A 22,232-nucleotide genomic window follows, 5' to 3' on the forward strand; every position below is an offset into this window, starting at 1 on the left:
AAAGCGGCGCACAAACGAAAAAGGCCCGATCGGCGTTCAACCGATCGGACCTTTGCTTTGAACGCGGCTTTTACATCGACAGCACCAGCCTGCCGGCGAACAGAATCAGGATCACGCCCATGCTGCGTTCGAACCAATGGCCCATGCGCATGAACAGGGTTCGCACCCGGCTGCTGGAAAAAAACAGCGCGACGATCACAAACCACAGCGCATTCACGAAGCACATCCACACTCCGTAAAGCGCCTGGACTTCCAGCGGGGTACTGGCGCTGATGATCGTGGTGAAGATCGCCAGGAAAAACAGCGTGGCCTTGGGATTGGTGGCATTGGTCAGAAAACCGGTGCTGAACGCCTTGAACAGCGATTGCGCAACCAGTGGTTCGTCCGTGCTTTTCTCGCCCTCAAGCGTGGTTTTCGGTTTACTGCGAATCAGGCTGATGCCGAGGTAAAAGATGTACGCGCCACCGATCACCTTGGCCACCGTCAGCAACCACGGTGTGGTGTGCATCAGAGCGCCAACGCCGAGCAACGTGTAGAGAACGTGCACGGAAATGCCGGCGCCGATCCCCAGTGCGGTGCAGATCCCCACCAGTCGGCCGAAGCGTACGCTCTGGCGGATAGTGACAGCGAAGTCCGGGCCGGGAGCGACCACGGCCAGAAAGTGAATGGTGGCCAGCGCCAGAAACTCGCCCAGGTAGTTCGATAACATCTCAGCTCCAGAAGGTCAGGGGTGAAGCATTGCCGCGATAGCCGACAAAGAACGAAAGGCTCAGTCGCGGATCCGCCACGCCCGGGGTGACCGAGTGCATGCAGCGCGAATTGAACATGATGAAATCTCCCGGTTGCGGCCGCACTTCAAGGGTCGGTGGGCCGAGTAGCGACGGGTCGATGCCGTAACTGTCACCGCGCATCTCGTCGAACTGATCCGGGGTGATGTCGTCGTCCCACATCTGCAGCGCGCCGCCTTCGGTCGGCATGTTCAGGTAGACGTTGCAGGCGAACTGCGCCTCCAGGCTGCGGGCCTGAAAGCTGTCCGGGGCGTCTTTGGCGAAAATGTCGTGATGGGCAAGAAAGCACACGCCGGGTTTGACCACCCGTGACAGGCCGACGTACATCTTGCGGCCGTAGAGGTTTTCCAGATGGGCACCGGCCGGCCATGACTCATCGAGCATGCAGCGCAGGGTGTCGACCGGCGAGGAGTAGGGCGCACAACGCTCGCGCAGTTCGGCGATGTTACTGGCGGCGCGTTCGAAGTAGTCCTCGATCAGCAACGGCTGGTTTTCCGCCTCGTAAAACGCCATACCGATCCGGCCGATGCTCGGCGCGTTGATGTAGCCCTCGAAGCCCGGAGCCAGAATCTTGTCGCCAATCTGGATCGCCAGCGGCTCGGGCAAAAAGCCTTTGACGCGGATGGCGAGGACTTCTTCGTTGGCCAGTTTTTTTATGCACGTCTCATCGAGACGCTCGACGTCTAGCATCATTGTTTTTAGGTCCATCTATCGATAGTCAACGGAACCGGCGAGTGCGGTTCCCCCGGCGTCGGACGCTGCGTGGAGCAACGCCCGAGATGCTTAATCCACGCTGTAGTGGACGGATAACGTGCCTTTCTTCTGCGAAAGGGAGGCGATCGTGACTGTGCCCAAATCCTTCAGGCTGCGTACATGGGTGCCACCGCAACCGTAGGCCGGCAGTTCGCCAAAACCGATTTCCCGCGCGCCTTCACGTAGCGAGGTCAGGCGCGGCAGATCGTGTTCGATCCACTGTCGGATACCGTATTGAACGGTTGACGCGTCGACTTCCTGAGCGGCATCGCCCGGCTTGAACTGCACCCGGCCTTCGTCTGGCCAGTGGTGCGCCTTGATCGGTGTCCAGCCCATGGCCTGGACGAAATGCCCGATCAAATGCCCGGCAGAATGCATGCGAGTGTTGTAGCGGCGACGTTGTTCATCGACGTGAATACAGGTCATGCCCAGTTTCACCGGACGATCGACGTAATGCACGATCCGGTCGGGCTCCTGCACCACGCGCAGCACCTGGCTTTCGCCGATCATGCCGGTATCACAAGGCTGACCACCGCCTTGCGGGTGAAACAGGGTGGCGCGCAGCACCACGGCGAATTCGTTCTCGTGGGGCGTGCAGTCGAGGACTTCCACATTAGCCTTGAGGTCATCACTATGGAAAAAGAGGCGAAGCGTCATATTCCATGCCCTTATTAAAGTTTCTATTTTTATTATATGAATCGTGCAATAACGTGATAATCCGTTCAAACATCAAAGGACTTGTGCGCTGTGAGCATCAATCTACCGCTGCCACTGCTCGGTGAAATGGCGATTTTCGTCAAGGTCGTAGAGACCGGCAGTTTCTCCGAGGCTGCCCGCCAACTCGGTTCGTCGCCGTCGGCGATCAGTCGCAGCATTTCTCGGCTGGAGAAGGCCTTGGCCACGCGTTTGTTGCAGCGCACCACCCGCAAATTGCGCTTGAGTGACGGTGGCGAGGAAGTGTTCAAGCGCTGTCAGGAAATGGTCAGCGCCGCCAAATCGGTGATGGAGATCAGCGGGCAGTTCACCCACGAGGCGGAAGGGCTGGTGCGGGTCAGTGTGCCGAAAGCGGTCGGGCGTTTCGTGATTCATCCGCACATGCCCGAGTTTCTGCGGCGTTATCCCAAGGTGGATGTCGAGTTGCTGTTGGAAGACCGGCAGGTTGATTTGATTGACGATCATGTCGATCTGGCGATTCGCATCACTGATCGACCACCGGCCGGGCTGGTCGGGCGGCAGTTGCTGACCATCGACCATTTGCTCTGCGCCACTCCGCAATACCTGGCCGAACACGGCACCCCGACCCACCCGCATGACCTGCTTGATCACAGTTGCATCTATCTGGGGGAAACCCCGAGCGATGCACGCTGGAAATTCAAGAAGGGCAGTAAAGCGGTGACCGTCGGCGTGCGTGGCCGCTATGCCGCCAACCATACCGGCGTGCGGCTGGGAGCAGTGTTGCAGCACATCGGTATCGGCAGCCTGCCGTACTTCACCGCGCGCTATGCCTTGGAGCAGAAGTTGATTGTGCAGGTGCTGCCGGAATGGACGTTCCTGGCTTCGTATCACGGTGGGCTGTGGTTGCTGCATTCGCCGACGCGTTACCTGCCGCCGAAGCTGCGGGTATTCATCGATTATCTGGTGGAGTGCCTGGAGAAGGAGCCGACGTTGAGCAAGCCGGGGAAGGCGGGGGCGCCGAATAATCTGGCGATGGCGTATGAATTACCGGAGAGCGAGGGGCTGCTTTAAAAGCAAAAGATCGCAGCCTGCGGCAGTTCCTACATTGAACGTGCGTACACGAGATCTGTGTAGGAGCTGCCGCAGGCTGCGATCTTTTGATCTTCAAACCATTAAATCAGTGCTTGCTGTCCTGAGCAGACATCGCCATCAGCTGCTTTTCCTGATTCCAGTCGAACGGTTCGTCGTTCTGTTCGGCTTCGTAGCGACGTTCTTCCAGTGCCTGATACAGATCGATTTCTTCATCGGACAGGTAGTGCAGGCAGTCGCCGGCGAAGAACCACAGCAGATCCCGCGGAATCAGGTGGGCAATTTGCGGATAACGGGTAATCACTTGGGTCAGGATGTCCTGGCCCAGGTACTGGCTTTCGATCGGGTCGATCGGCAGGGACGCCAGCAGTTCGTCGAAGCGCTCCAGGAACAAGGCATGGCTTTCTTCGGGAACCTGTTCGGCCTCACCTACGGCGACCAGGATACTGCGCAGATGGTCGAGCAAAACCAGATGATCGGCAACGACGTTGGACACGAGATAAGTCCTCAAGAGCAAAACGGGCGCGGGAGTATAAAGCTCTCGCGCCCGTTTTTCATAAATAAACAGCTACACGGTCGTCAGCATTAGCGGACTTTACCCTCAGCCTGCTTCAGCTCTTCCTTGTCGAAATCATCGACGTCGATCACCTTGCGCCGTGCCGCTTCGGCATCGCGCAGGGTCTGTGCTTCCGCCGCTTGCAACACCCCGGCCTCCAGCGCAGCGTCGATGGCGTGTTCGCCAGCCACCGGTTTGACCTGACCGCTTTTCAGCGCCGTGTGCAGTTTCTTATGCAGCGGTTGCGCGGCAGTCAGCAGATCGCTGGCGTGTTGCAGAGCACCGACAGCGTCGTCGGCAGACTGTGGGCGATAGCAGCCGGCGAGCAATTCTTCGAGGGTCGGATCGCCTTTGGCGCGACCGATCACAGCTGCCACTTCGGCACCCAGTTTGTCCGAAGGGCCTTTGTGGCGACGACCGAACGGGAACACGATTACTCGCAACAGATATCCGAACACTTTGTTCGGGAAGTTGCTCAGCAGTTCATCCAGCGCTCGTTCCGACTGACCGAGGCTTTCTTCCATGGCCCAACGGAACAACGGCTCCATATGCGCCGGCGAATCCAGGTCGTGATAACGCTTGAGCGCGGCGGAGGCCAGATACAGGTTGCTCAATACATCGCCCAGACGCGCGGACAGGCGTTCGCGACGTTTCAGTTCGCCGCCCAGCAACATCATGCTGAAGTCGGCGAGCATGGCAAATGCTGCGGCCTGACGGTTGAGTGCGCGGAAATAACCTTGGCTGATCCTGTCCCCAGGCGCATGTTCGAAGTGGCCGAAGCCCAGGTTCAGCACCAGGGTGCTGGCCGCGTTACCCACCGCAAAACCGATGTGCTTGAGCAGCAGGCCATCGAACTCTTTCAGTGCCTGGTCTTTGTCTTCACGGCCGGCGAGGGCCATTTCCTTGAGGACGAACGGATGGCAGCGGATCGCGCCCTGACCGAAGATCATCAAGTTGCGCGAGAGGATGTTCGCGCCTTCCACGGTGATGAAGATCGGCGCGCCGTTCCAGCTACGGCCGAGGTAGTTGTTCGGCCCCATGATGATCGCCTTGCCGCCGTGCACATCCATGGCGTGGCTGATGCACTCGCGGCCGCGTTCGGTCAGGTGGTACTTGAGGATCGCCGACAGCACCGACGGTTTCTCCCCCAGATCCACCGCGTTGGCAGTTAGCATGCGCGCCGCGTCCATCATCCAGGCATTGCCGCCGATGCGCGCCATCGCTTCCTGAATGCCTTCGAAGGCCGACAGCGGGACGTTGAACTGTTCACGAATCTGCGCGTACTGACCGGTCACCAGGCTGGTGAACTTGGCCGCGCCAGTGCCAACTGCAGGCAGCGAAATCGAACGCCCGACGGACAGGCAGTTCATCAGCATCATCCAGCCCTTGCCGAGCATTTCCTGGCCGCCGATGAGGAAGTCCAGCGGAATGAACACGTCTTTGCCCGAGTTCGGGCCGTTCATGAAAGCGGCACCCAGTGGCAGGTGACGACGACCGATTTGCACGCCGGCGGTATCGGTAGGGATCAGCGCCAGGCTGATACCGAGGTCTTCCTTGTCGCCCAGCAGATGCTCCGGGTCGTAGGCCTTGAAGGCCAGGCCCAGCAGGGTCGCGACCGGGCCGAGGGTGATGTAGCGTTTTTCCCAGTTCAGGCGCAGGCCGATGACTTCCTGGCCTTCCCATTCACCTTTGCAGATGATCCCGGTGTCCGGCATGGCGCCGGCATCGGAGCCGGCCAGCGGGCCGGTGAGGGCGAAGCACGGAATGTCGTCGCCACGGGCCAGCCGCGGCAGGTAGTGATTGCGTTGCTCGTCGGTGCCGTAATGCAGCAGCAGTTCGGCCGGGCCGAGGGAGTTGGGCACCATCACCGTGGAGGCGAGGTCGCCGCTGCGGGTCGCGAGTTTCATTGCCACTTGCGAGTGGGCGTAGGCGGAAAAGCCCTTGCCGCCGAACTCCTTGGGAATGATCAGGGCGAAGAAGCCGTGCTCTTTGATATGGCTCCAGGCTTCGGGTGGCAGATCCATCGACTGGCCGATCTGCCAGTCAGTGACCATTGCGCAGAGTTCTTCGGTCGGGCCGTCGATGAAGGCTTGTTCCTCTTCGCTCAGTTGCGCTTTTGGATAGGACAACAGTTTGTCCCAGTCCGGACGCCCGCTGAACAGTTCACCGTCCCACCAGACGGTACCGGCATCGATCGCGTCGCGCTCGGTCTGCGACATCGGCGGCAGGGTTTTCTGGAACCAGTTGAACAGCGGCGCGGTGAAGTGTTTGCGGCGCAGGTCGGGCAGCAGCAAAGGCGCGGCAACCGCTGCGAGCACGACCCAGAACACCAACAGCAACCAGCCCGGAGCATGGCTGAAAATGCCCATCGCCAGCAGGTAAATGGCGACGATACCCAACGCGGGCAGGGGGGCGATGCGACGGTGGGCGAGGTACGCCACACCGACGATCAGAACCAGTATCCACAACAACAGCATATGTAATCCTCCGTGAACCAGGGCAAACCGACCCTCCAGAGCTTAGACGGCATCTGTAAAACGGGTTGGTCAGAACATGGTGATTGAACTTGTGGGAAACCCCGGATGGTTTTCGTAGGTTCGGTGGGCAACATCCGTGGGAAATCGTTCGCCGTTCCCGCGTCTTTGCGTCCATGTTTGGCCGAAACGTCGTTATCTCTGTGCTTGAGCTGTCGCTAGACTCGGGACTCACCCAGGAGAACATCGTCATGCGCGAGTATCTGAGTCCCGGCCGCTTCATCGATAGTGACCACCCGGCGGTTGTGGAGTTCGCCGAACAGCACCGGGGTGCCAGCCGCGACCCGCTCGCGCAGGCGATCAGTCTCTATTACGCCGTGCGTGAAGCGGTGCGCTACAACCCGTATACCTTCAGCCTCGACCCGCAGACCTTGTGTGGCAGTTACGCGCTGGCGGCCGGGGAAAGTTATTGCGTGCCCAAGGCCACATTTCTCGCCGGGTGTGCGCGGCATTGCGGCATTCCCGCGCGCATTGGTCTGGCCGACGTCAGGAATCACCTGTCGACCCCGCGTTTGCTGGAGCTGTTGCGCAGCGATGTGTTCGCCATGCACGGCTACACCGAATTGTTTCTCAACGAGCGCTGGGTCAAGGCCACACCGGCCTTCAACCAGAAGCTCTGCGAATTGTTCAACGTTGCGACGCTGGAATTCGACGGGATCAACGACAGCGTTTTCCACCCGTACAACCGTGACGGCGCGCTGCTGATGGAATATCTGGTCGATCACGGCCAGTTCGCCGATGTGCCGGAGCGATTCTTTTTCGAACACCTGGAAAAGTGCTACCCGCATCTGTTCGGCGAACACCAGGCGACGGTGCTGGGCGATCTGCAGAGTGATTTGAGCCGTGCCTGATCCGGCGTATGCTGCTTGCCCACGCATTGGAAAAGAGGCGGTCATGCTGAAGATCTGGGGACGGAAAAACTCATCGAATGTCAGGAAACCACTGTGGGCCGCCGAGGAGCTGGGCCTGGCCTACGATGCGATTGACGCGGGTGGTGCCTTCGGTGTGGTTGATACACCTGAGTATCGGGCGATGAACCCGAACGGTCGGGTACCGGTGATCGAGGACGACGGCTTCGTGCTGTGGGAATCCAACGCCATCGTGCGTTATCTGCTGGCCAAACATGCGCCAGACAGTGCGTGGTACTCGGCAGACCCGCAGGGCCGGGCCATCGCGGACAAGTGGATGGACTGGACCACCTCCAGTTTTGCCGGGCCGTTTCGCACGGTGTTCTGGGGCGTGTTGCGCACACCGGCAGACAAGCAGGACTGGCCGGCGATCAACGCGGCGATCAAGGAGTGCACAGCGCTGCTGTCCATGGCCGATCAGGCCCTCGCCCGCCAGCCGTATCTGTCCGGCAGCGACATCGGCATGGGCGATATTCCACTGGGCAGTTTCATTTATGCCTGGTTCGAGATGCCCATCGAGCGTGCCTCGCAGCCGCATCTGGAAGCCTGGTATGCACGGTTGAAGCAGCGTCCGGCGTATCAGAAAGCGGTCATGACCGCGTTGACTTGATAATAACTATCGACACACTTGACTGTACTTGTGTGGCGGCGGCAAGCACCATTGCGTTCACGCGCCGTGGTTGTTTTGTCCGCCGCCCGGCCCAATCTTTCCTCTTCTTCCCTTCTTGGTGCGTAAATCCGATATGAGTTCCGCTCTGTCCATCCGGCAGCTAACCAAAACCTACGGCAACGGGTTCCAGGCCTTGAGTGGTATCGATCTGGACGTCGCCGAAGGTGACTTTTTCGCCTTGCTCGGCCCCAACGGCGCTGGCAAATCCACGACCATCGGCATTCTCTCGACCCTGGTCAACAAGACCAGCGGCACGGTGAACATCTTCGGTCACGACCTGGACAAGAACCCCGCCGCGCTCAAGCGCTCGATCGGCGTGGTGCCCCAGGAATTCAACTTCAACCAGTTCGAAAAGACTTTCGACATCGTCGTGACCCAGGCCGGTTACTACGGCATTCCGGCGAAAATCGCCAAGGAACGCGCCGAACAGTACCTGACCCAGCTCGGCCTGTGGGACAAGCGCGATGTGCCCTCGCGCTCGCTGTCCGGTGGCATGAAGCGCCGACTGATGATCGCCCGCGCCCTGGTGCATGAGCCGCGCCTGCTGATCCTCGATGAGCCGACCGCTGGCGTCGACATCGAACTGCGTCGCTCGATGTGGACGTTCCTCACCGAGCTGAACCAGAAAGGCATCACCATCATCCTCACCACGCACTATCTGGAAGAGGCTGAGCAGCTGTGCCGCAACATCGGCATCATCGACCACGGCACCATTGTCGAGAACACCAGCATGAAACAGCTGCTGGGCCAGTTGCACGTCGAAACCTTCCTGCTGGATCTGAAAAACGACTTGAACACCGCGCCGCAATTGCTCGGCTATCCCGCCCGGTTGCTCGATGGCCATACCCTGGAAGTTCAGGTCGACAAATCCATGGGTATCACCGCGCTGTTCACCCAGTTGGCGCAGCAGAACATCGAAGTGCTGAGCCTGCGTAACAAAACCAATCGCCTCGAGGAGCTGTTCGTGTCTCTGGTAGAGAAGAATCTGTCGAAGGTGGCGGTATGAGTTCCGAGTTCCGTCCCAACCTCGTCGCCCTCAATACCATCGTGTATCGGGAAGTCCGCCGCTTTACCCGGATCTGGCCGCAGACGCTGCTGCCGCCGGCGATTACCATGGTTTTGTATTTTGTGATCTTCGGTAACCTGATTGGTCGGCAGATCGGCGACATGGGTGGCTTCACCTACATGGAGTACATCGTGCCGGGGTTGATCATGATGTCGGTGATCACCAACTCCTACGGCAACGTGGTGTCGAGCTTCTTCGGCAGCAAGTTCCAGCGATCCATCGAGGAACTGATGGTCTCGCCGGTGTCGCCGCACACCATCCTGATCGGCTACACCGTTGGCGGCGTGCTGCGTGGCTTGATGGTCGGGGTCATCGTGACGATCCTGTCGCTGTTCTTCACCCATCTGCAGGTGCATCACCTCGGCGTGACTTTGCTGGTGGTGATCCTGACCGCGACGATCTTCTCGCTGCTGGGCTTCATCAACGCGGTGTTTGCGCGCAACTTCGATGACATTTCGATCATCCCGACGTTTGTGCTGACCCCGCTGACCTACCTCGGTGGCGTGTTCTACTCGATCACCTTGCTACCGCCGTTCTGGCAGACCGTGTCGCTGGCCAACCCGGTGCTGCACATGGTCAACGCGTTCCGTTACGGCATTCTTGGCGTGTCTGATATCCGTATCGGCATCGCGATCACCTTCATGCTGGTGGCGACGGTGGTGTTGTATCTCGGTTGTGCGCGGTTGCTGGTGAGTGGACGCGGGATGCGGACCTGATCCGAAACCGCGTCGCTGCCATCGCGAGCAGGCTCACTCCTACAGAAGGGCGCGTTCCATTGTAGGAGTGAGCCTGCTCGCGATGGGGCCTATTCAGGCGCTACAAAAAAACGGCCTCCACTGCGGAGGCCGTTTTGCATTCAGTGCATGCGGTTTTTCTTGCGCCGCGCCCATTGCCGCGCCACCCACCAGCGCCAATAGAGCATCACCGTGAAGTAGGCGAGGATGCCGAGTAGCAGTCCGCATACCACCGACCCCAGCAAAAACGGCTGCCACATGGTCGAGAGCTCTCCGCTGACCCATTCCCAGGTCAACGAATCGGGCAGGGTACGGGCAGGCACATTCATCAACCAGGCCCCGGCCTGATAAGTGCAGAAAAATACCGCCGGCATGGTGATCGGGTTGGTCAGCCACACGAGGCTGACGGCAATCGGCATATTGCCGCGCACGGTGATTGCCAGTGCGGCGGCTACCAGCATCTGCGCCGGAATCGGCAGGAACGCGGCGAACAGGCCGACGGCCATCGCCCGGGCCACCGAGTGACGATTGAGGTGCCAGAGGTTCGGGTCATGCAGCAACTTTCCGAGAAAGCGTAAGGATTTGTGTTCCCTGATGCTCGTCGGGTCGGGCATGTAACGTTTGAATAAGCGCCGGGGCATAAGGCTTCTCGGTCGGTTAAGGCGGCAAGTATGTCTGGATTCTACGAAGCGCCCATTCAGACTTTGTGACAATTGTTGACGACGCTTGTGCTCCACGCCAGCTAAGCATAGTGAGGGGACTCTCAAGGACAGGCTTATGCGCACAGGGATGATGGCGCTGGCAGCCGGTTTGCTGGTTGCAGGTTTTTTGCCGGTTTTACCGCCGGTCGGGTTGATGATGTTGTTGCCCATGGTGGGGCTGATGTTGCTGCCGTTTCGCAGCTATCCCTTGGCGTTTCTGCTGTTCGGTTTTACTTGGGCTTGCGTCAGTGCGCAGTGGGCGCTGGATGAGCGATTACCGGCGCAACTTGACGGTGAAACCCGCTGGGTCGAGGGGCGGGTGGTCGGCTTGCCGCAAACCAGCGAGGGCGTGGTGCGTTTCGAGTTGGCCGATGCCCGCTCGCGCCACGACAAACTGCCGTCGTTGATGCGTCTGGCGTGGTACGCCGGGCCAGCGGTCAAAAGTGGCGAGCGCTGGCGTCTGGCAGTGAAACTCAAGCGCCCCGGCGGTTTGCTTAATCCCGATGCCTTCGATTACGAAGCCTGGCTGCTGGCGCAACGCATCGGCGCGACAGGTACGATCAAGGATGGTCAGCGCCTTGCCGAGGCAAACTGGGCGTGGCGCGACGGCATTCGCCAGCGTTTGCTGGCAGTCGATGCACAAGGGCGGGCTGGTGCATTGGCGGCGCTGGTGCTGGGTGATGGCTCCGGGCTCAGTCGCGAGGACTGGCAGATCCTGCAGGACACTGGCACCGTGCATCTGCTGGTGATTTCCGGCCAACACATCGGGATGTTGGCGGCGGTGATGTATCTGCTGGTCGCCGGGCTGGCGCGCTACGGATGTTGGCCGCTGCGCAGGCCTTGGCTGCCATGGGCCTGTGGGCTGGCGTTTGCCGCGGCGCTCGGCTACGGCGTGCTTGCCGGGTTTGATGTGCCGGTGCAACGGGCCTGTGTGATGGTCGGGCTGATACTGCTGTGGCGTCTGCGATTTCGCCATCTCGGTGCGTGGTGGCCGCTGTTACTGGCGTTGAATGCGGTGCTGTTGCTCGACCCGTTGGCCAGTTTGCGTCCCGGTCTATGGTTGTCGTTCGCCGCTGTGGGGATTTTGATTTTCACCTTCGGTGGCCGACTCGGTGCGTGGAAATGGTGGCAGACCTGGACGCGGGCGCAATGGCTGATCGCGCTGGGTCTGTGCCCGGTGCTGCTGGCGCTGAATCTGCCGATCAGCCTCAGCGGACCACTGGCGAATCTGCTGGCGGTGCCGTGGGTCAGCCTGTTGGTGCTGCCACCGGCGCTGCTCGGCACGCTGTTGTTGCCGGTGCCTTATGTCGGTGCAGGGTTGTTGTGGCTGGCGGGTGGCTTGATCGACTGGCTGTTTCGCGGCTTGTCGATGATTGCCGGGGCCTGGCCGGCGTGGATCTCGCCGTCGCTGCCGTGGTGGGCTTTGTTGATTGGCAGTTTCGGCGCCTTTTTGCTGCTGTTGCCGCGCGGAGTGCCATTGCGACCGCTGGGCTGGCCGTTGCTGCTGATTCTGGTGGCGCCGCCTCGCGAGCGGGTGGCCGAGGGGCTGGCCGATATCTGGCAGCTCGATGTCGGTCAGGGCCTGGCGATCCTGATCCGTACGCGTCATCACACGTTGCTCTACGACGCCGGTCCACGCTTCGGCGATTTCGATCTGGGCGAGCGAGTGGTGCTGCCGACGCTGCACAAACTGGGGGTCGAGCGCATCGATCTGATGCTGCTCAGTCATGCCGACGCCGACCATGCCGGTGGTGCGCTGGCGGTATCGCGGGGCTTGAAAGTGACTCGGGTGATCAGCGGCGATCCGCCGGGCCTGCCCGCCATACTGCGGGCCGAGGCCTGTGAAACCGGGCGGCAGTGGCAGTGGGACGGGGTCCGTTTTCAGCTGTGGCAATGGTCGGCCGCCAATGACAGCAATCAGCGCTCCTGCGTGTTGCAGATCGAGGCCAACGGCGAGCGTCTGCTGCTGACCGGCGATATCGACATCGCCGCCGAACGGGTTCTGCTCGCCAGTCCGCTGGCCGTGCCGACGCACTGGCTGCAGGCGCCGCACCATGGCAGTCGCAGTTCCTCCTCGATGGCGCTGCTTCGGGCATTGAAGCCGCATTCGGTGCTGATCTCCCGGGGCCAGGGCAATTCGTTCGGTCATCCGCACCCGCTGGTGCTCGCGCGTTATCGTCAGCAAGGGCTGCGCATCTACGACAGCGCGCAGCACGGCGCCATTCAGCTGCGCCTGGGCAGCTTTCAGGCGCCGTGGCTGATGCGTCAACAACGGCGTTTCTGGCGTTGAAACACCATTGATCGCGGGATCGCCGAATGTGGCATCAGGTCGTCGGGGCAGCGGGTCTTAATCGCCAACCGGTATGGTAAAGTGGCGCACTTTTTCGAGGGGACTGTCACTGTGTGGGAATTGGTCAAATCCGGCGGCTGGATGATGTTGCCGATCATTCTGAGTTCCATCGCGGCCATGGCGATTGTCGCCGAGCGCCTGTGGACCCTGCGCGCCAGCCGCGTCACCCCCGAGCATCTGCTGGGTCAGGTCTGGGTCTGGATCAAGGACAAGCAGCTCAATAAAGAAAAGCTCAAGGAATTGCGCGCCAATTCGCCGCTGGGTGAAATCCTCGCCGCGGGCCTGGCCAACTCCAAGCATGGTCGCGAGATCATGAAGGAATGCATCGAAGAAGCCGCCGCGCGGGTGATTCACGAGCTCGAACGCTACGTCAACGCGCTGGGCACGATTGCCGCCATGTCGCCGTTGCTGGGCCTGTTGGGCACGGTACTGGGCATGATCGACATTTTCAGCGCCTTCACCGGTTCCGGCATGACCACCAACGCCTCGGTATTGGCCGGTGGTATCTCCAAGGCGCTGATCACCACGGCGGCGGGCCTGATGGTCGGTATTCCGTCGGTGTTCTTCCACCGTTTCCTGCAGCGCCGCATCGATGAGCTGGTGGTGGGCATGGAGCAGGAAGCGATCAAACTGGTCGAAGTGGTGCAGGGCGACCGTGACGTCGATCTGGCCGGGGACAAAGCGTGAAATTCCGTCGCAAACCCCGGGAAACGATCGACATCAACCTCGCGTCGCTGATCGACGTGGTGTTCATCCTGTTGCTGTTTTTCGTCGTGACCACCACCTTCACCCGCGAGACACAGTTGCGCGTCGATCTGCCGGAATCGGTCAGCGGTTCGCCCGCCGAAGACCAGCAGCTCAAGCAACTGGATGTCGCGATCAGCGCCGAAGGCGTGTTCTCGGTGAACAACAGGATTCTGCCGAAAAACGACCTGGCGACGCTGATGGAAGCCATGCAGAAAGAAGCCAACGGTGACACCAACATGCCGTTGTCGATCAGTGCCGACGGCAAGACCCAACACCAATCGGTGATCACCGCCATGGACGCGGCCGGCAAGCTCGGTTTCAGCCATCTGCGCATGACCACGGTCGAGGCGGCGCCCAAATCCTGATGAGCCTGTCCGATCGTTTGCTCGCCGCGTGGTATCAGGGGCATCCGGCCCTGACGCTGCTGCGGCCGCTGGAAATGCTCTACCGCCGCGTGGTGGTCAACAAGCGTCAGCGTTTTCTCGACGGTGAAGGCCAGATCTATCAGCCACCGGTGCCGTTGATCGTGGTCGGCAACATCACGGTGGGCGGCACCGGCAAGACACCGATGATCCTGTGGCTGATCGAGCATTGCCGACGCGCCGGTCTGCGGGTTGGTGTGGTCAGCCGAGGTTATGGCGCCAAACCGCCGCAACTGCCGTGGCGGGTCTCCGCTGAGCAGAGCGCCGAGATCGCGGGCGACGAGCCGCTGTTGATCGTGCAGCGCACCGGCGTGCCACTGATGATCGACCCTGATCGCAGCGCGGCGGTCAAAGCCTTGCTCGCCAGTGAACCGCTGGACCTGATCCTGTCTGACGACGGCATGCAGCATTACCGTATGGCGCGGGATCTGGAGCTGGTGCTGATCGACGCCGCCCGTGGTTTGGGCAACCAGCGCTGCCTACCTGCCGGTCCGTTGCGCGAGCCGATCGAACGCCTGCAAAGCGTCGATGGCGTGCTGTTCAACGGTGCCACTGCGGACCGCGAAGATGGCTTCGCGTTTCGCCTGCAAGCGACGGCGCTGGTCAATCTGCGCAGTGGCGAGCGCAAGCCGCTCGATCATTTTTCGCCTGGTCAAGCGGTGCACGCGGTAGCCGGGATCGGCAATCCGCAACGTTTCTTCAATACCCTCGAAGCGCTAGACTGGCGAGCAGTCCCCCATGCGTTTGCCGACCACGCCGAATACAGCGTGCAGGCCTTGAATTTCACACCGTCATTGCCGTTGGTGATGACCGAAAAGGACGCGGTGAAGTGCCGTGCCTTCGCAGCAGACGACTGGTGGTATCTGGCCGTCGATGCCGTGCCGTCACCGGCCTTCATGGCCTGGTTCGACACCCAGTTGATGCGCCTGTTGCCCGATCGTCTTTTGCCTTAACTCTTTATCCAGGGAATGTTCATGGACACCAAATTGCTCGACATCCTCGCGTGCCCGGTCTGCAAAGGCCCGCTCAAGCTCAGCGCCGACAAGACCGAATTGATCAGCAAGGGCGCCGGCCTGGCCTATCCGATCCGCGACGGCATCCCGGTGATGCTCGAAAGCGAAGCGCGTACCCTGACCACTGACGAGCGTCTGGATAAATGACCACTGCTTTCACCGTTGTCATACCGTCGCGTTACGCCTCGACCCGCCTGCCGGGCAAACCGCTGCTGGATATCGCCGGCAAGCCGATGATCCAGCATGTCTGGGAGCAGGCGAGCAAAAGCAGCGCCAGCCGTGTGGTGGTCGCGACTGACGATGCGCGCATCGTCGAAGCCTGCAAGGCGTTCGGCGCTGAAGTGGTGCTGACCCGTGAAGATCACAATTCCGGCACCGATCGTCTGGCTGAAGTCGCCGCCAAACTGGGCCTCGAGCCTGACGCGATCGTGGTCAACGTGCAGGGTGACGAGCCGCTGATCCCGCCAAGCGTGATCGATCAGGTTGCCGCCAACCTCGCCGCCCACACCGAAGCGCGCATGGCCACCCTGGCCGAGCCGATCGAAGACGTCGAAACCCTGTTCAACCCGAACGTGGTCAAGGTCGTCAGCGACCTCAATGGTCTGGCGCTGACCTTCAGTCGCGCGACCTTGCCGTGGGCCCGCGATGCGTTCGCCAAAAATCGCCAGCAGTTGCCGGAAGGTGTGCCGTACCGTCGTCACATCGGTATTTATGCCTACCGCGCCGGGTTCCTTCAGGACTTCGTGAGCTGGGGCCCGTGCTGGCTGGAAAACACTGAATCCCTCGAACAACTGCGTGCTCTGTGGCACGGCGTGCGGATTCATGTGGCCGATGCGTTGATCGCGCCGCCGACCGGTGTCGACACCGCTGAAGATCTTGAGCGCGTTCGGCGCCTGCTGGAGGCCTGATGCGCGTCCTGTTCGTGTGCTTGGGCAACATTTGCCGCTCGCCCACCGCTGAAGGCGTGTTGCGCCACAAACTGCGCGAAGCGGGGCTGGCGGATCAGGTCGAAGTGGCCTCCGCCGGCACCGGTGACTGGCATGTCGGCAATCCGCCGGACAAGCGCAGCCAGGCTGCGGCCAAACTGCGTGGTTACGACCTGTCGGCGCAACGTGCGCAGCAGGTCAGCCGTGCCGATTTCGCCAGTTATGACCTGATTCTGGCCATGGACAACAGCAACCTGCGCAACCTCAAGGCGCTGCAACCGTCCAGCGGCAAGGCCGAGCTTGACCTGTTCCTGCGCCGTTATGCCGGTGTGGTCGATGAAGTGCCGGATCCGTACTACGACGGCGATCAGGGTTTCGAGCAGGTGCTGGATCTGATCGAAGCAGCCTGTGACCAACTGTTGATCGAAGTGAAGGGCCGGTTATGAGTTTGCAGGTGCAGCCCCAGATTTCGCTGAAACCGTTCAACAGTTTTGGCGTGGACGTGCGCGCGCAGTTGTTCGCCGAGGCCCACAGCGATGCCGACGTGCGCGAAGCCTTGGCCTATGCGACTGCCCATGACGTGCCATTGCTGGTGATCGGCGGCGGCAGCAACCTGCTGCTGACGGCTGATATCCCGGCGCTGGTGCTGCGCATGGCCAGCCGTGGCATTCGGCTGATCAGCGATGACGGCAGCCGCGTGGTGATCGAGGCTGAAGCCGGCGAACCGTGGCATCCGTTTGTGCAACACACCTTGGCGCTGGGATTTTCCGGTCTGGAAAACCTCAGTCTGATTCCCGGCACCGTTGGCGCGGCGCCGATGCAGAACATCGGTGCCTACGGCGTCGAGATCAAGGATGTGTTCGCCGGGCTGACCGCGCTGGATCGCCAGACCGGCGAGCTGCGCGACTTCAGCCTGGAAGAATGCAACTTCGCCTACCGCGACAGCCTGTTCAAGCAGCAGCCGGGGCGTTGGCTGATCCTGCGGGTGCGCTTCAAGCTTGATCGAGTTGCCCACCTGCATCTGGAATACGGCCCGGTGCGTCAGCGCCTGACCGAGCAGGGCATCGAGCAACCAACGCCCACCGACGTCAGCCGCGCGATCTGCAGTATCCGCAGCGAAAAATTGCCGGATCCGGCGGTGCTCGGCAATGCCGGCAGTTTCTTCAAGAATCCGCTGGTGTCGGCGGCGCTGGTCGAGCAGATCAAGGCGCAGCACCCGGATCTGGTGGCCTATGCGCAACCGAACGGGCAAATGAAGCTGGCCGCCGGCTGGTTGATCGAGCGCGCTGGCTGGAAGGGTTTCCGTGAGGCCGATGCTGGCGTGCATAAATTGCAGGCGCTGGTGCTGGTCAACTACGGCTCCGCGACCGGCCTGCAATTGCTCGATCTGGCGCAACGCATCCAGAAAGATATTGCCGAACGTTTCAATGTCGAGCTGGAAATGGAGCCGAACCGTTATTGAGGCTACGCTTTCCAGAAGCCATCCAAAGCCCTGCACTGAGCAAAAAGTGCAGGGCTTTTTTGTTAACGGTGGGTTAACTTAGCCAGCTAACGATAACCGTCATTTGCTCCACCAAAGGCCCGGTGCAGACGTTCGCGTCGGCACAAGAGAGCCTGTGCCAACCACATATCAGTCAGCGATGACCCTGTGGCGAGGGAGCTTGCTCCCGCTGGGGCGCGTAGCGGCCACGCTTTCAAGAAGGGCCTGCTACGCAGTCCAGCGGGAGCAAGCTCCCTCGCCACAGGATCAGTATTCAGCTTCACTGATGTGTATCGGCCGATTAGCCTGAGTCGATCTGCGCGAACCACACCGCTGATTTCCAGCGGCAGATTGCTCGACCCCATAACCACTAGAAATATGCGGGCGTGCCCATGATTACCCTGAAACTCAATGGCCAGGATCACCCACTGGACGTCACCGAAGACATGCCGCTGCTCTGGGCAATCCGTGACGTCGCCGGATACAACGGCACCAAATTCGGCTGCGGCATGGGCCTGTGCGGCGCCTGCACCGTTCACATCGATGGCTTGCCGGCGCGCAGTTGCATTACGCCGATCGGTTCGGTAATCGGGCAGAACGTCACCACCATCGACAACCTGCACGCCGATCCGGTGGGGCAGGTGGTGCAGCAAGCCTGGCTCGACAGCGCCGTGGCGCAATGTGGTTTTTGTCAGGGTGGGCAGATCATGTCCGCCACCGCGTTGCTCAAAACCAATCCGAACCCGAGCGACGAGCAGATCGAAGAGGCAATGGTCGGCAACATTTGCCGTTGCGGCACTTACAACCGGATCAAGACCGCGATCCGCCAGGCCTCCACTCACTTGAAGGAGGCCAAGGCATGAGCCGCTTGCCGAATGATTTCGCCCTGAGCAATCTCAGCCGTCGCGGTTTTCTCAAAGGCGTCGGCGCCACGGGCGCATTGGTGCTGGCCGCGAGCTGGGGCTGGCAGGATGCACTGGCTGAAGACGCGCCGAAGAAGTTCGGTGCCGACGGCATGCCCAATGGCTGGATCGACGATCCCAAGGTCTACGTCAGCATTGCCGCAGACGGCACGGTCACCGTGGTCTGCAACCGCTCGGAAATGGGCCAGGGCGTGCGCACCAGCCTGAGCATGGTGGTCGCTGATGAACTGGACGCCGATTGGGCCAAAGTCAAAGTGCAACAGGCGCCGGGTGACGAAGTACGTTTCGGCAACCAGGACACTGACGGTTCACGCAGCATGCGTCACTGGTATGAGCCGATGCGTCGTTGCGGCGCGGCGGCCCGGACCATGCTGGAACAAGCCGCCGCCGCGCAGTGGCAGGTGCCGGTGGGCGAGTGTCAAGCGCAGTTGCACAAAGTCCTGCACAAACCGTCCGGTCGCGAGCTGGGTTACGGCGAACTTGCCGCTGCAGCCAGTGCGCTGGCGGTGCCGGCCCGTGACAGCCTGCGCCTCAAGCAGCCGTCAGAGTTTCGCTACATCGGCAAGGAAGGCACCAAAGCCATCGACGGCGCCGACATCGTCAACGGGCGCGCGGTGTACGGCGCCGACGTGCATTTCGACGGCATGCTCTACGCGACCATCGCGCGTCCGGCGGTGTATGGCGGCAAGGTCAAGTCGCTGGATGACAGCGCGGCGCTGAAAGTCCCAGGCGTGCTAAAAGTCATGCAGATCGAAAGCCGCCCACTGCCTTCGGAATTCCAGCCACTGGGCGGTGTAGCGGTGATTGCCAGCAATACCTGGGCAGCGATCAAGGGGCGTGAGGCGCTGAAAATCGAGTGGGACGACGGCCCTAATGCCAGTTATGACTCGATCGCTTATCGCAAAGAGCTGGAAGCGGCGTCGCGCAAACCCGGCAAAGTGGTGCGCAACACCGGTGATATCGACAAGGCTCTTAACGGCGCCGCCAGCAGTCTCGAAGCATCCTACTATCTGCCGCATCTGGCGCAGGCACCGATGGAGCCGATGGTCGCCATCGCCCGCTACGACAAAGGCGTGTGTGAAGCGTGGGCGCCGAGTCAGGCGCCGCAGGTAACTCGCGAGCGCATCGCCGAGCGCCTCGGGCTGCCGTTCGACAATGTCACCTTTAATGTCACGCTGCTCGGTGGCGGTTTCGGCCGTAAATCCAAGCCGGATTTCGTCGTCGAAGCGGCGATCCTCGCCAAAGAGTTCCCCGGCAAAGCGGTACGGGTGCAATGGACGCGCGAGGATGACATCCACAACTCGTATTTCCATACGGTGTCCGCCGAGTATTTGAAGGCCGCCATTGGCAAGGACGGCATGCCCTCCGGCTGGCTGCATCGCACGGTGGCGCCGAGTATTACGGCGCTGTTCGCTCCGGGCATGAACCATGAGGCGGCGTTCGAACTGGGCATGGGCTTTACCAACATGGCCTACGCGATTCCCAACGTGCGTCTGGAAAACCCCGAAGCCAAGGTACACACCCGAGTCGGCTGGTATCGCTCGGTGTCGAACATTCCCCACGGTTTTGCGATCCAGAGTTTTGTCGATGAACTGGCGCACAAGGCCGGGGTTGATCCGCTGAAATACCAGATCAAGTTGCTCGGCCCGGATCGGCAGATCGACCCGCGTACCCTGAGCGAGGAGTGGAACTACGGCGAATCCCCCGAGCGCTACCCGATCGACACCGGGCGCATGCGCACGGTATTGGAAACCGCGGCCAAGGCTGCCGGCTGGGGGCGCCAATTGCCCAAGGGCCGAGGCCTCGGCCTGGCGGTGCATTACAGCTTCGTCACCTATGTGGCGGCGGTGATCGAAGTCGAGGTCAAGGACGACGGCACGCTGATCGTGCACAAGGCTGACATCGCCGTCGATTGCGGGCCGCAGATCAACCCTGAACGCATCCGTTCGCAGTTCGAAGGCGCCTGTGTGATGGGCCTGGGCAACGCGGTGCTGGGTGAAATCAGCTTCAAGGACGGCAAGGTCCAGCAGGACAACTTCCATATGTACGAAGTGGCGCGCATGTCGCTGGCGCCGAAGGAAGTTGCCGTGCATCTGGTGACGCCGGCGGGCGACGTGCCGTTGGGCGGTGTCGGTGAGCCGGGCGTGCCGCCAATTGCGCCGGCGCTGTGCAATGCGATCTTCGCCGCCACTGGTCAGCGCATCCGCAACTTGCCGGTGCGTTATCAGTTGCAGGGCTGGCAGAAGGCGCACGCGTAATGGACAGCGTCGACCTCAACGTCCTGCGCAGCGTGCTCGAGTGGCGCCGCGCCGGGCAGCGAGTGGTGCTGTTCAGCGTGGTGCAGACCTGGGGCACCGCGCCCCGGGCACCCGGCGCGATGCTCGCGTTGCGCGAGGACGGCGTGGTGATCGGCTCGGTGTCGGGCGGTTGTGTCGAGGATGACTTGATTGCCCGCCTGCACGACGGGCGCATCGCCAGCGACGGCCCGCCGGTACAACTGATTACCTATGGCGTCACTCGCGAGGAGGCGGCGCGTTTCGGCTTGCCCTGTGGCGGCACGCTGCGTCTGACCGAGGAGCGGGTCGGTGATCCGGCGTGGGTCGCCGAGTTGCTGGCGCGTTGTGAAAACCATGAGATTGTCGCCCGTGAGCTGAACATCGAAACCGGTGAGGTTGTGCTGTCGGCGGCGAGCAAATCCGATGTGCTCGAATTCGATGGCAAGACCCTGCGCGCTATTTATGGTCCGCGCTGGCGTCTGTTGTTGATCGGCGCCGGGCAGCTGTCGCGTTACGTGGCGGACATGGCGCGGCTGCTGGATTTCGAAGTGCTGATCTGCGATCCGCGTACCGAGTTCGTCTACGGTTGGGAAGAGCACCACGGTCGCTTTGTCCCGGGCATGCCGGATGACGCGGTGTTGAGCATTCAGACGGACGAGCGCACGGCGATTGTGGCGCTGACCCACGATCCACGCCTGGACGATATGGCGCTGCTCACCGCACTCGATTCGCCGGCCTTTTATGTCGGTGCACTCGGATCGCGGGTCAACAGTCAGAAGCGCCGGGACAATCTGGCTCAGCTGGGCTTGTCATCCGAGGCGATCAACCGTTTGCACGGGCCGATCGGTTTGCACATCGGCAGCCATTCACCGGCGGAGATTGCCCTGTCGTTGTTGGCGGAGATCGTCGCGATCAAGAACGGCGTCGAGTTGAAACAGAAGAAAGTTGTGGAGGCGTCATGAGTCGATCCATCGCAGTGATTGTGCTGGCGGCGGGCGAGGGCAGCCGCTTTCGTCAGGTTGCGGGTGCGGACAAGGACAAGCTGCTGGCCGATTGCACCGGTCGTGATGGTGCGGTGCGTTCGGTGATCGAGCAGGTATTGCTGAATCTGCCGGCCGGTCTCGACAAGCGGGTGCTGGTCACCACCGAAGCGCGGCCGCAGGCGATGCGCATGGCACAGGCCTATGGCTGTGAGGTGGTCTCGATTGATTCGACCGGGATGGGTGACAGTATTGCGGCGGGCGTTGCGGCTTGTCCGGAGGCGGATGGCTGGTTGATTGTGCTGGGGGATATGCCGTTTATTTTGCCGTCGAGTATTGAGCGGGTGGCGGCGGCGATTGCCGAGGATGCGGTGAGTGTGCCGGTGCAGGAGGGCGAGTTTGGGCATCCGGTGGGGTTTGGGCGTTCGTTCGGGCCGGCGTTGCAGGCGTTGAGTGGCGATCGCGGGGCCAGACCGTTGTTCAAGCAGGGGCGGGTGGTTGAAGTGGTGGTGGATGATCCCGGGGTGTTGTGGGATATCGATGTGCCTGAGGCGTTGGTGTTCACTCAATCCTGAGCCCTGCATAAATCCTCTGTAGGAGTGAGCCTGCTCGCGATAGCGGTGGGTCAGTGTCATTTGTGG

23 protein-coding genes are annotated in these 22,232 nt (G+C 61.2%); 17 read left to right on the plus strand and 6 right to left on the minus strand.

The window, feature by feature from the left end:
• Positions 1-70: 70 nt before the first annotated feature.
• From LCH64_RS04945 to LCH64_RS04955, 3 genes are all read right to left on the minus strand, one after another.
• Complete coding sequence (locus tag LCH64_RS04945; protein WP_103484752.1) at positions 71-709, minus strand: LysE family translocator; 639 nt, start codon at positions 707-709, stop codon at positions 71-73.
• A gap of 1 nt (position 710) precedes the next feature.
• On the minus strand, positions 711-1,481 hold the full coding sequence (locus LCH64_RS04950) for a 2OG-Fe(II) oxygenase (RefSeq protein WP_003227104.1): 771 nt from the start codon (positions 1,479-1,481) through the stop codon (positions 711-713).
• Between the two features lie 90 nt (positions 1,482-1,571).
• Positions 1,572-2,198 carry an alanyl-tRNA editing protein gene (locus tag LCH64_RS04955; protein ID WP_226499639.1) on the minus strand — a complete coding sequence of 209 codons (627 nt, stop codon included), beginning with the start codon at positions 2,196-2,198 and terminating at the stop codon, positions 1,572-1,574.
• 90 nt (positions 2,199-2,288) lie between these two features.
• On the opposite strand from LCH64_RS04955, the gene LCH64_RS04960 reads away from it, so the two are divergent.
• On the plus strand, positions 2,289-3,287 hold the full coding sequence (locus tag LCH64_RS04960; RefSeq protein WP_045122588.1) for a LysR family transcriptional regulator: 999 nt from the start codon (positions 2,289-2,291) through the stop codon (positions 3,285-3,287).
• A 106-nt stretch (positions 3,288-3,393) separates the two neighbouring features.
• On the opposite strand, the gene LCH64_RS04965 is transcribed toward LCH64_RS04960, so the two are convergent.
• Together LCH64_RS04965 and LCH64_RS04970 are read right to left on the minus strand one after the other, a co-directional pair.
• Positions 3,394-3,801 (minus strand): PA2817 family protein, encoded by a 408-nt coding sequence (locus tag LCH64_RS04965; protein WP_003227100.1) that lies wholly within the window; start codon positions 3,799-3,801, stop codon positions 3,394-3,396.
• Between the two features lie 89 nt (positions 3,802-3,890).
• Positions 3,891-6,338: an acyl-CoA dehydrogenase gene (locus LCH64_RS04970; RefSeq protein ID WP_226499640.1), complete on the minus strand. Its 2,448-nt coding sequence runs from the start codon at positions 6,336-6,338 to the stop codon at positions 3,891-3,893.
• Between the two features lie 248 nt (positions 6,339-6,586).
• On the opposite strand from LCH64_RS04970, the gene LCH64_RS04975 reads away from it, so the two are divergent.
• The 4 genes from LCH64_RS04975 to LCH64_RS04990 all read left to right on the plus strand — a co-directional run bounded on the left by LCH64_RS04975 (position 6,587) and on the right by LCH64_RS04990 (position 9,755).
• On the plus strand, positions 6,587-7,246 hold the full coding sequence (locus LCH64_RS04975) for a transglutaminase family protein (protein WP_226499641.1): 660 nt from the start codon (positions 6,587-6,589) through the stop codon (positions 7,244-7,246).
• 43 nt (positions 7,247-7,289) lie between these two features.
• Positions 7,290-7,913 (plus strand): glutathione S-transferase, encoded by a 624-nt coding sequence (locus tag LCH64_RS04980; RefSeq protein ID WP_226499642.1) that lies wholly within the window; start codon positions 7,290-7,292, stop codon positions 7,911-7,913.
• A 133-nt stretch (positions 7,914-8,046) separates the two neighbouring features.
• Positions 8,047-8,979, plus strand: a complete 933-nt coding sequence (locus LCH64_RS04985; protein ID WP_226499643.1) for an ABC transporter ATP-binding protein — start codon at positions 8,047-8,049, stop codon at positions 8,977-8,979.
• Positions 8,976-9,755, plus strand: a complete 780-nt coding sequence (locus LCH64_RS04990) for an ABC transporter permease (RefSeq protein ID WP_003227090.1) — start codon at positions 8,976-8,978, stop codon at positions 9,753-9,755. Before LCH64_RS04985 ends, LCH64_RS04990 begins: the two co-directional genes overlap by 4 nt.
• Before the next feature lie 140 nt (positions 9,756-9,895).
• On the opposite strand, the gene LCH64_RS04995 is transcribed toward LCH64_RS04990, so the two are convergent.
• The gene (locus LCH64_RS04995) at positions 9,896-10,414 is read right to left on the minus strand and encodes a DUF2062 domain-containing protein (RefSeq protein ID WP_226499644.1); all 519 of its coding nucleotides are present in this window, start codon (positions 10,412-10,414) and stop codon (positions 9,896-9,898) included.
• Positions 10,415-10,550: 136 nt separating this feature from the next.
• Here LCH64_RS04995 and LCH64_RS05000 point away from each other — a divergent pair, with 136 nt between their 5' ends.
• From LCH64_RS05000 to LCH64_RS05055, 12 genes are all read left to right on the plus strand, one after another.
• Positions 10,551-12,764, plus strand: coding sequence for a DNA internalization-related competence protein ComEC/Rec2 (locus LCH64_RS05000; RefSeq protein WP_226499645.1), 2,214 nt, complete (start codon positions 10,551-10,553; stop codon positions 12,762-12,764).
• Positions 12,765-12,875: 111 nt separating this feature from the next.
• On the plus strand, positions 12,876-13,511 hold the full coding sequence (locus tag LCH64_RS05005) for a MotA/TolQ/ExbB proton channel family protein (RefSeq protein ID WP_003227083.1): 636 nt from the start codon (positions 12,876-12,878) through the stop codon (positions 13,509-13,511).
• Positions 13,508-13,936 carry a biopolymer transporter ExbD gene (locus LCH64_RS05010; protein WP_025112998.1) on the plus strand — a complete coding sequence of 143 codons (429 nt, stop codon included), beginning with the start codon at positions 13,508-13,510 and terminating at the stop codon, positions 13,934-13,936. Before LCH64_RS05005 ends, LCH64_RS05010 begins: the two co-directional genes overlap by 4 nt.
• Positions 13,936-14,946, plus strand: a complete 1,011-nt coding sequence (gene lpxK, locus LCH64_RS05015; RefSeq protein ID WP_226499646.1) for a tetraacyldisaccharide 4'-kinase — start codon at positions 13,936-13,938, stop codon at positions 14,944-14,946. Before LCH64_RS05010 ends, lpxK begins: the two co-directional genes overlap by 1 nt.
• A gap of 21 nt (positions 14,947-14,967) precedes the next feature.
• Positions 14,968-15,153: a Trm112 family protein gene (locus LCH64_RS05020; protein WP_003179363.1), complete on the plus strand. Its 186-nt coding sequence runs from the start codon at positions 14,968-14,970 to the stop codon at positions 15,151-15,153.
• On the plus strand, positions 15,150-15,914 hold the full coding sequence (gene kdsB / locus LCH64_RS05025; RefSeq protein ID WP_103522244.1) for a 3-deoxy-manno-octulosonate cytidylyltransferase: 765 nt from the start codon (positions 15,150-15,152) through the stop codon (positions 15,912-15,914). The genes LCH64_RS05020 and kdsB overlap by 4 nt, the downstream gene beginning before the upstream one ends.
• Positions 15,914-16,378 carry a low molecular weight protein-tyrosine-phosphatase gene (locus LCH64_RS05030; RefSeq protein WP_226499647.1) on the plus strand — a complete coding sequence of 155 codons (465 nt, stop codon included), beginning with the start codon at positions 15,914-15,916 and terminating at the stop codon, positions 16,376-16,378. The genes kdsB and LCH64_RS05030 overlap by 1 nt, the downstream gene beginning before the upstream one ends.
• The gene (gene murB, locus LCH64_RS05035) at positions 16,375-17,394 is read left to right on the plus strand and encodes a UDP-N-acetylmuramate dehydrogenase (RefSeq protein WP_226499648.1); all 1,020 of its coding nucleotides are present in this window, start codon (positions 16,375-16,377) and stop codon (positions 17,392-17,394) included. The genes LCH64_RS05030 and murB overlap by 4 nt, the downstream gene beginning before the upstream one ends.
• A gap of 410 nt (positions 17,395-17,804) precedes the next feature.
• The gene (locus tag LCH64_RS05040; RefSeq protein WP_226499649.1) at positions 17,805-18,275 is read left to right on the plus strand and encodes a (2Fe-2S)-binding protein; all 471 of its coding nucleotides are present in this window, start codon (positions 17,805-17,807) and stop codon (positions 18,273-18,275) included.
• Positions 18,272-20,593, plus strand: coding sequence for a xanthine dehydrogenase family protein molybdopterin-binding subunit (locus tag LCH64_RS05045; protein WP_226499650.1), 2,322 nt, complete (start codon positions 18,272-18,274; stop codon positions 20,591-20,593). The genes LCH64_RS05040 and LCH64_RS05045 overlap by 4 nt, the downstream gene beginning before the upstream one ends.
• Complete coding sequence (locus LCH64_RS05050; RefSeq protein WP_226499651.1) at positions 20,593-21,573, plus strand: XdhC family protein; 981 nt, start codon at positions 20,593-20,595, stop codon at positions 21,571-21,573. Before LCH64_RS05045 ends, LCH64_RS05050 begins: the two co-directional genes overlap by 1 nt.
• Complete coding sequence (locus tag LCH64_RS05055; protein ID WP_226499652.1) at positions 21,570-22,166, plus strand: nucleotidyltransferase family protein; 597 nt, start codon at positions 21,570-21,572, stop codon at positions 22,164-22,166. The genes LCH64_RS05050 and LCH64_RS05055 overlap by 4 nt, the downstream gene beginning before the upstream one ends.
• The last annotated feature ends 66 nt before the right edge of the window (positions 22,167-22,232 follow it).

Source organism: Pseudomonas sp. MWU16-30322 (genome assembly GCF_020515535.1).
Classification (GTDB): domain Bacteria; phylum Pseudomonadota; class Gammaproteobacteria; order Pseudomonadales; family Pseudomonadaceae; genus Aquipseudomonas; species Aquipseudomonas fluorescens_H.

Excerpts from the sequence above, each read along its gene's own strand:
- LCH64_RS04975 (WP_226499641.1), top strand. The coding sequence starts at position 6,587 with ATGCGCGAGTATCTGAGTCCCGGCCGCTTCATCGATAGTGACCACCCG.
- murB (WP_226499648.1), top strand. The coding sequence starts at position 16,375 with ATGAGTTTGCAGGTGCAGCCCCAGATTTCGCTGAAACCGTTCAACAGT.
- LCH64_RS04950 (WP_003227104.1), bottom strand. The coding sequence starts at position 1,481 with ATGATGCTAGACGTCGAGCGTCTCGATGAGACGTGCATAAAAAAACTG.
- LCH64_RS05045 (WP_226499650.1), top strand. The coding sequence starts at position 18,272 with ATGAGCCGCTTGCCGAATGATTTCGCCCTGAGCAATCTCAGCCGTCGC.
- LCH64_RS04980 (WP_226499642.1), top strand. The coding sequence starts at position 7,290 with ATGCTGAAGATCTGGGGACGGAAAAACTCATCGAATGTCAGGAAACCA.
- LCH64_RS05040 (WP_226499649.1), top strand. The coding sequence starts at position 17,805 with ATGATTACCCTGAAACTCAATGGCCAGGATCACCCACTGGACGTCACC.
- LCH64_RS04955 (WP_226499639.1), bottom strand. The coding sequence starts at position 2,198 with ATGACGCTTCGCCTCTTTTTCCATAGTGATGACCTCAAGGCTAATGTG.
- LCH64_RS04945 (WP_103484752.1), bottom strand. The coding sequence starts at position 709 with ATGTTATCGAACTACCTGGGCGAGTTTCTGGCGCTGGCCACCATTCAC.
- LCH64_RS04995 (WP_226499644.1), bottom strand. The coding sequence starts at position 10,414 with ATGCCCCGGCGCTTATTCAAACGTTACATGCCCGACCCGACGAGCATC.
- lpxK (WP_226499646.1), top strand. The coding sequence starts at position 13,936 with ATGAGCCTGTCCGATCGTTTGCTCGCCGCGTGGTATCAGGGGCATCCG.
- LCH64_RS04985 (WP_226499643.1), top strand. The coding sequence starts at position 8,047 with ATGAGTTCCGCTCTGTCCATCCGGCAGCTAACCAAAACCTACGGCAAC.
- LCH64_RS05030 (WP_226499647.1), top strand. The coding sequence starts at position 15,914 with ATGCGCGTCCTGTTCGTGTGCTTGGGCAACATTTGCCGCTCGCCCACC.
- LCH64_RS04990 (WP_003227090.1), top strand. The coding sequence starts at position 8,976 with ATGAGTTCCGAGTTCCGTCCCAACCTCGTCGCCCTCAATACCATCGTG.
- LCH64_RS05050 (WP_226499651.1), top strand. The coding sequence starts at position 20,593 with ATGGACAGCGTCGACCTCAACGTCCTGCGCAGCGTGCTCGAGTGGCGC.
- kdsB (WP_103522244.1), top strand. The coding sequence starts at position 15,150 with ATGACCACTGCTTTCACCGTTGTCATACCGTCGCGTTACGCCTCGACC.
- LCH64_RS04970 (WP_226499640.1), bottom strand. The coding sequence starts at position 6,338 with ATGCTGTTGTTGTGGATACTGGTTCTGATCGTCGGTGTGGCGTACCTC.
- LCH64_RS05000 (WP_226499645.1), top strand. The coding sequence starts at position 10,551 with ATGCGCACAGGGATGATGGCGCTGGCAGCCGGTTTGCTGGTTGCAGGT.
- LCH64_RS05055 (WP_226499652.1), top strand. The coding sequence starts at position 21,570 with ATGAGTCGATCCATCGCAGTGATTGTGCTGGCGGCGGGCGAGGGCAGC.
- LCH64_RS05020 (WP_003179363.1), top strand. The coding sequence starts at position 14,968 with ATGGACACCAAATTGCTCGACATCCTCGCGTGCCCGGTCTGCAAAGGC.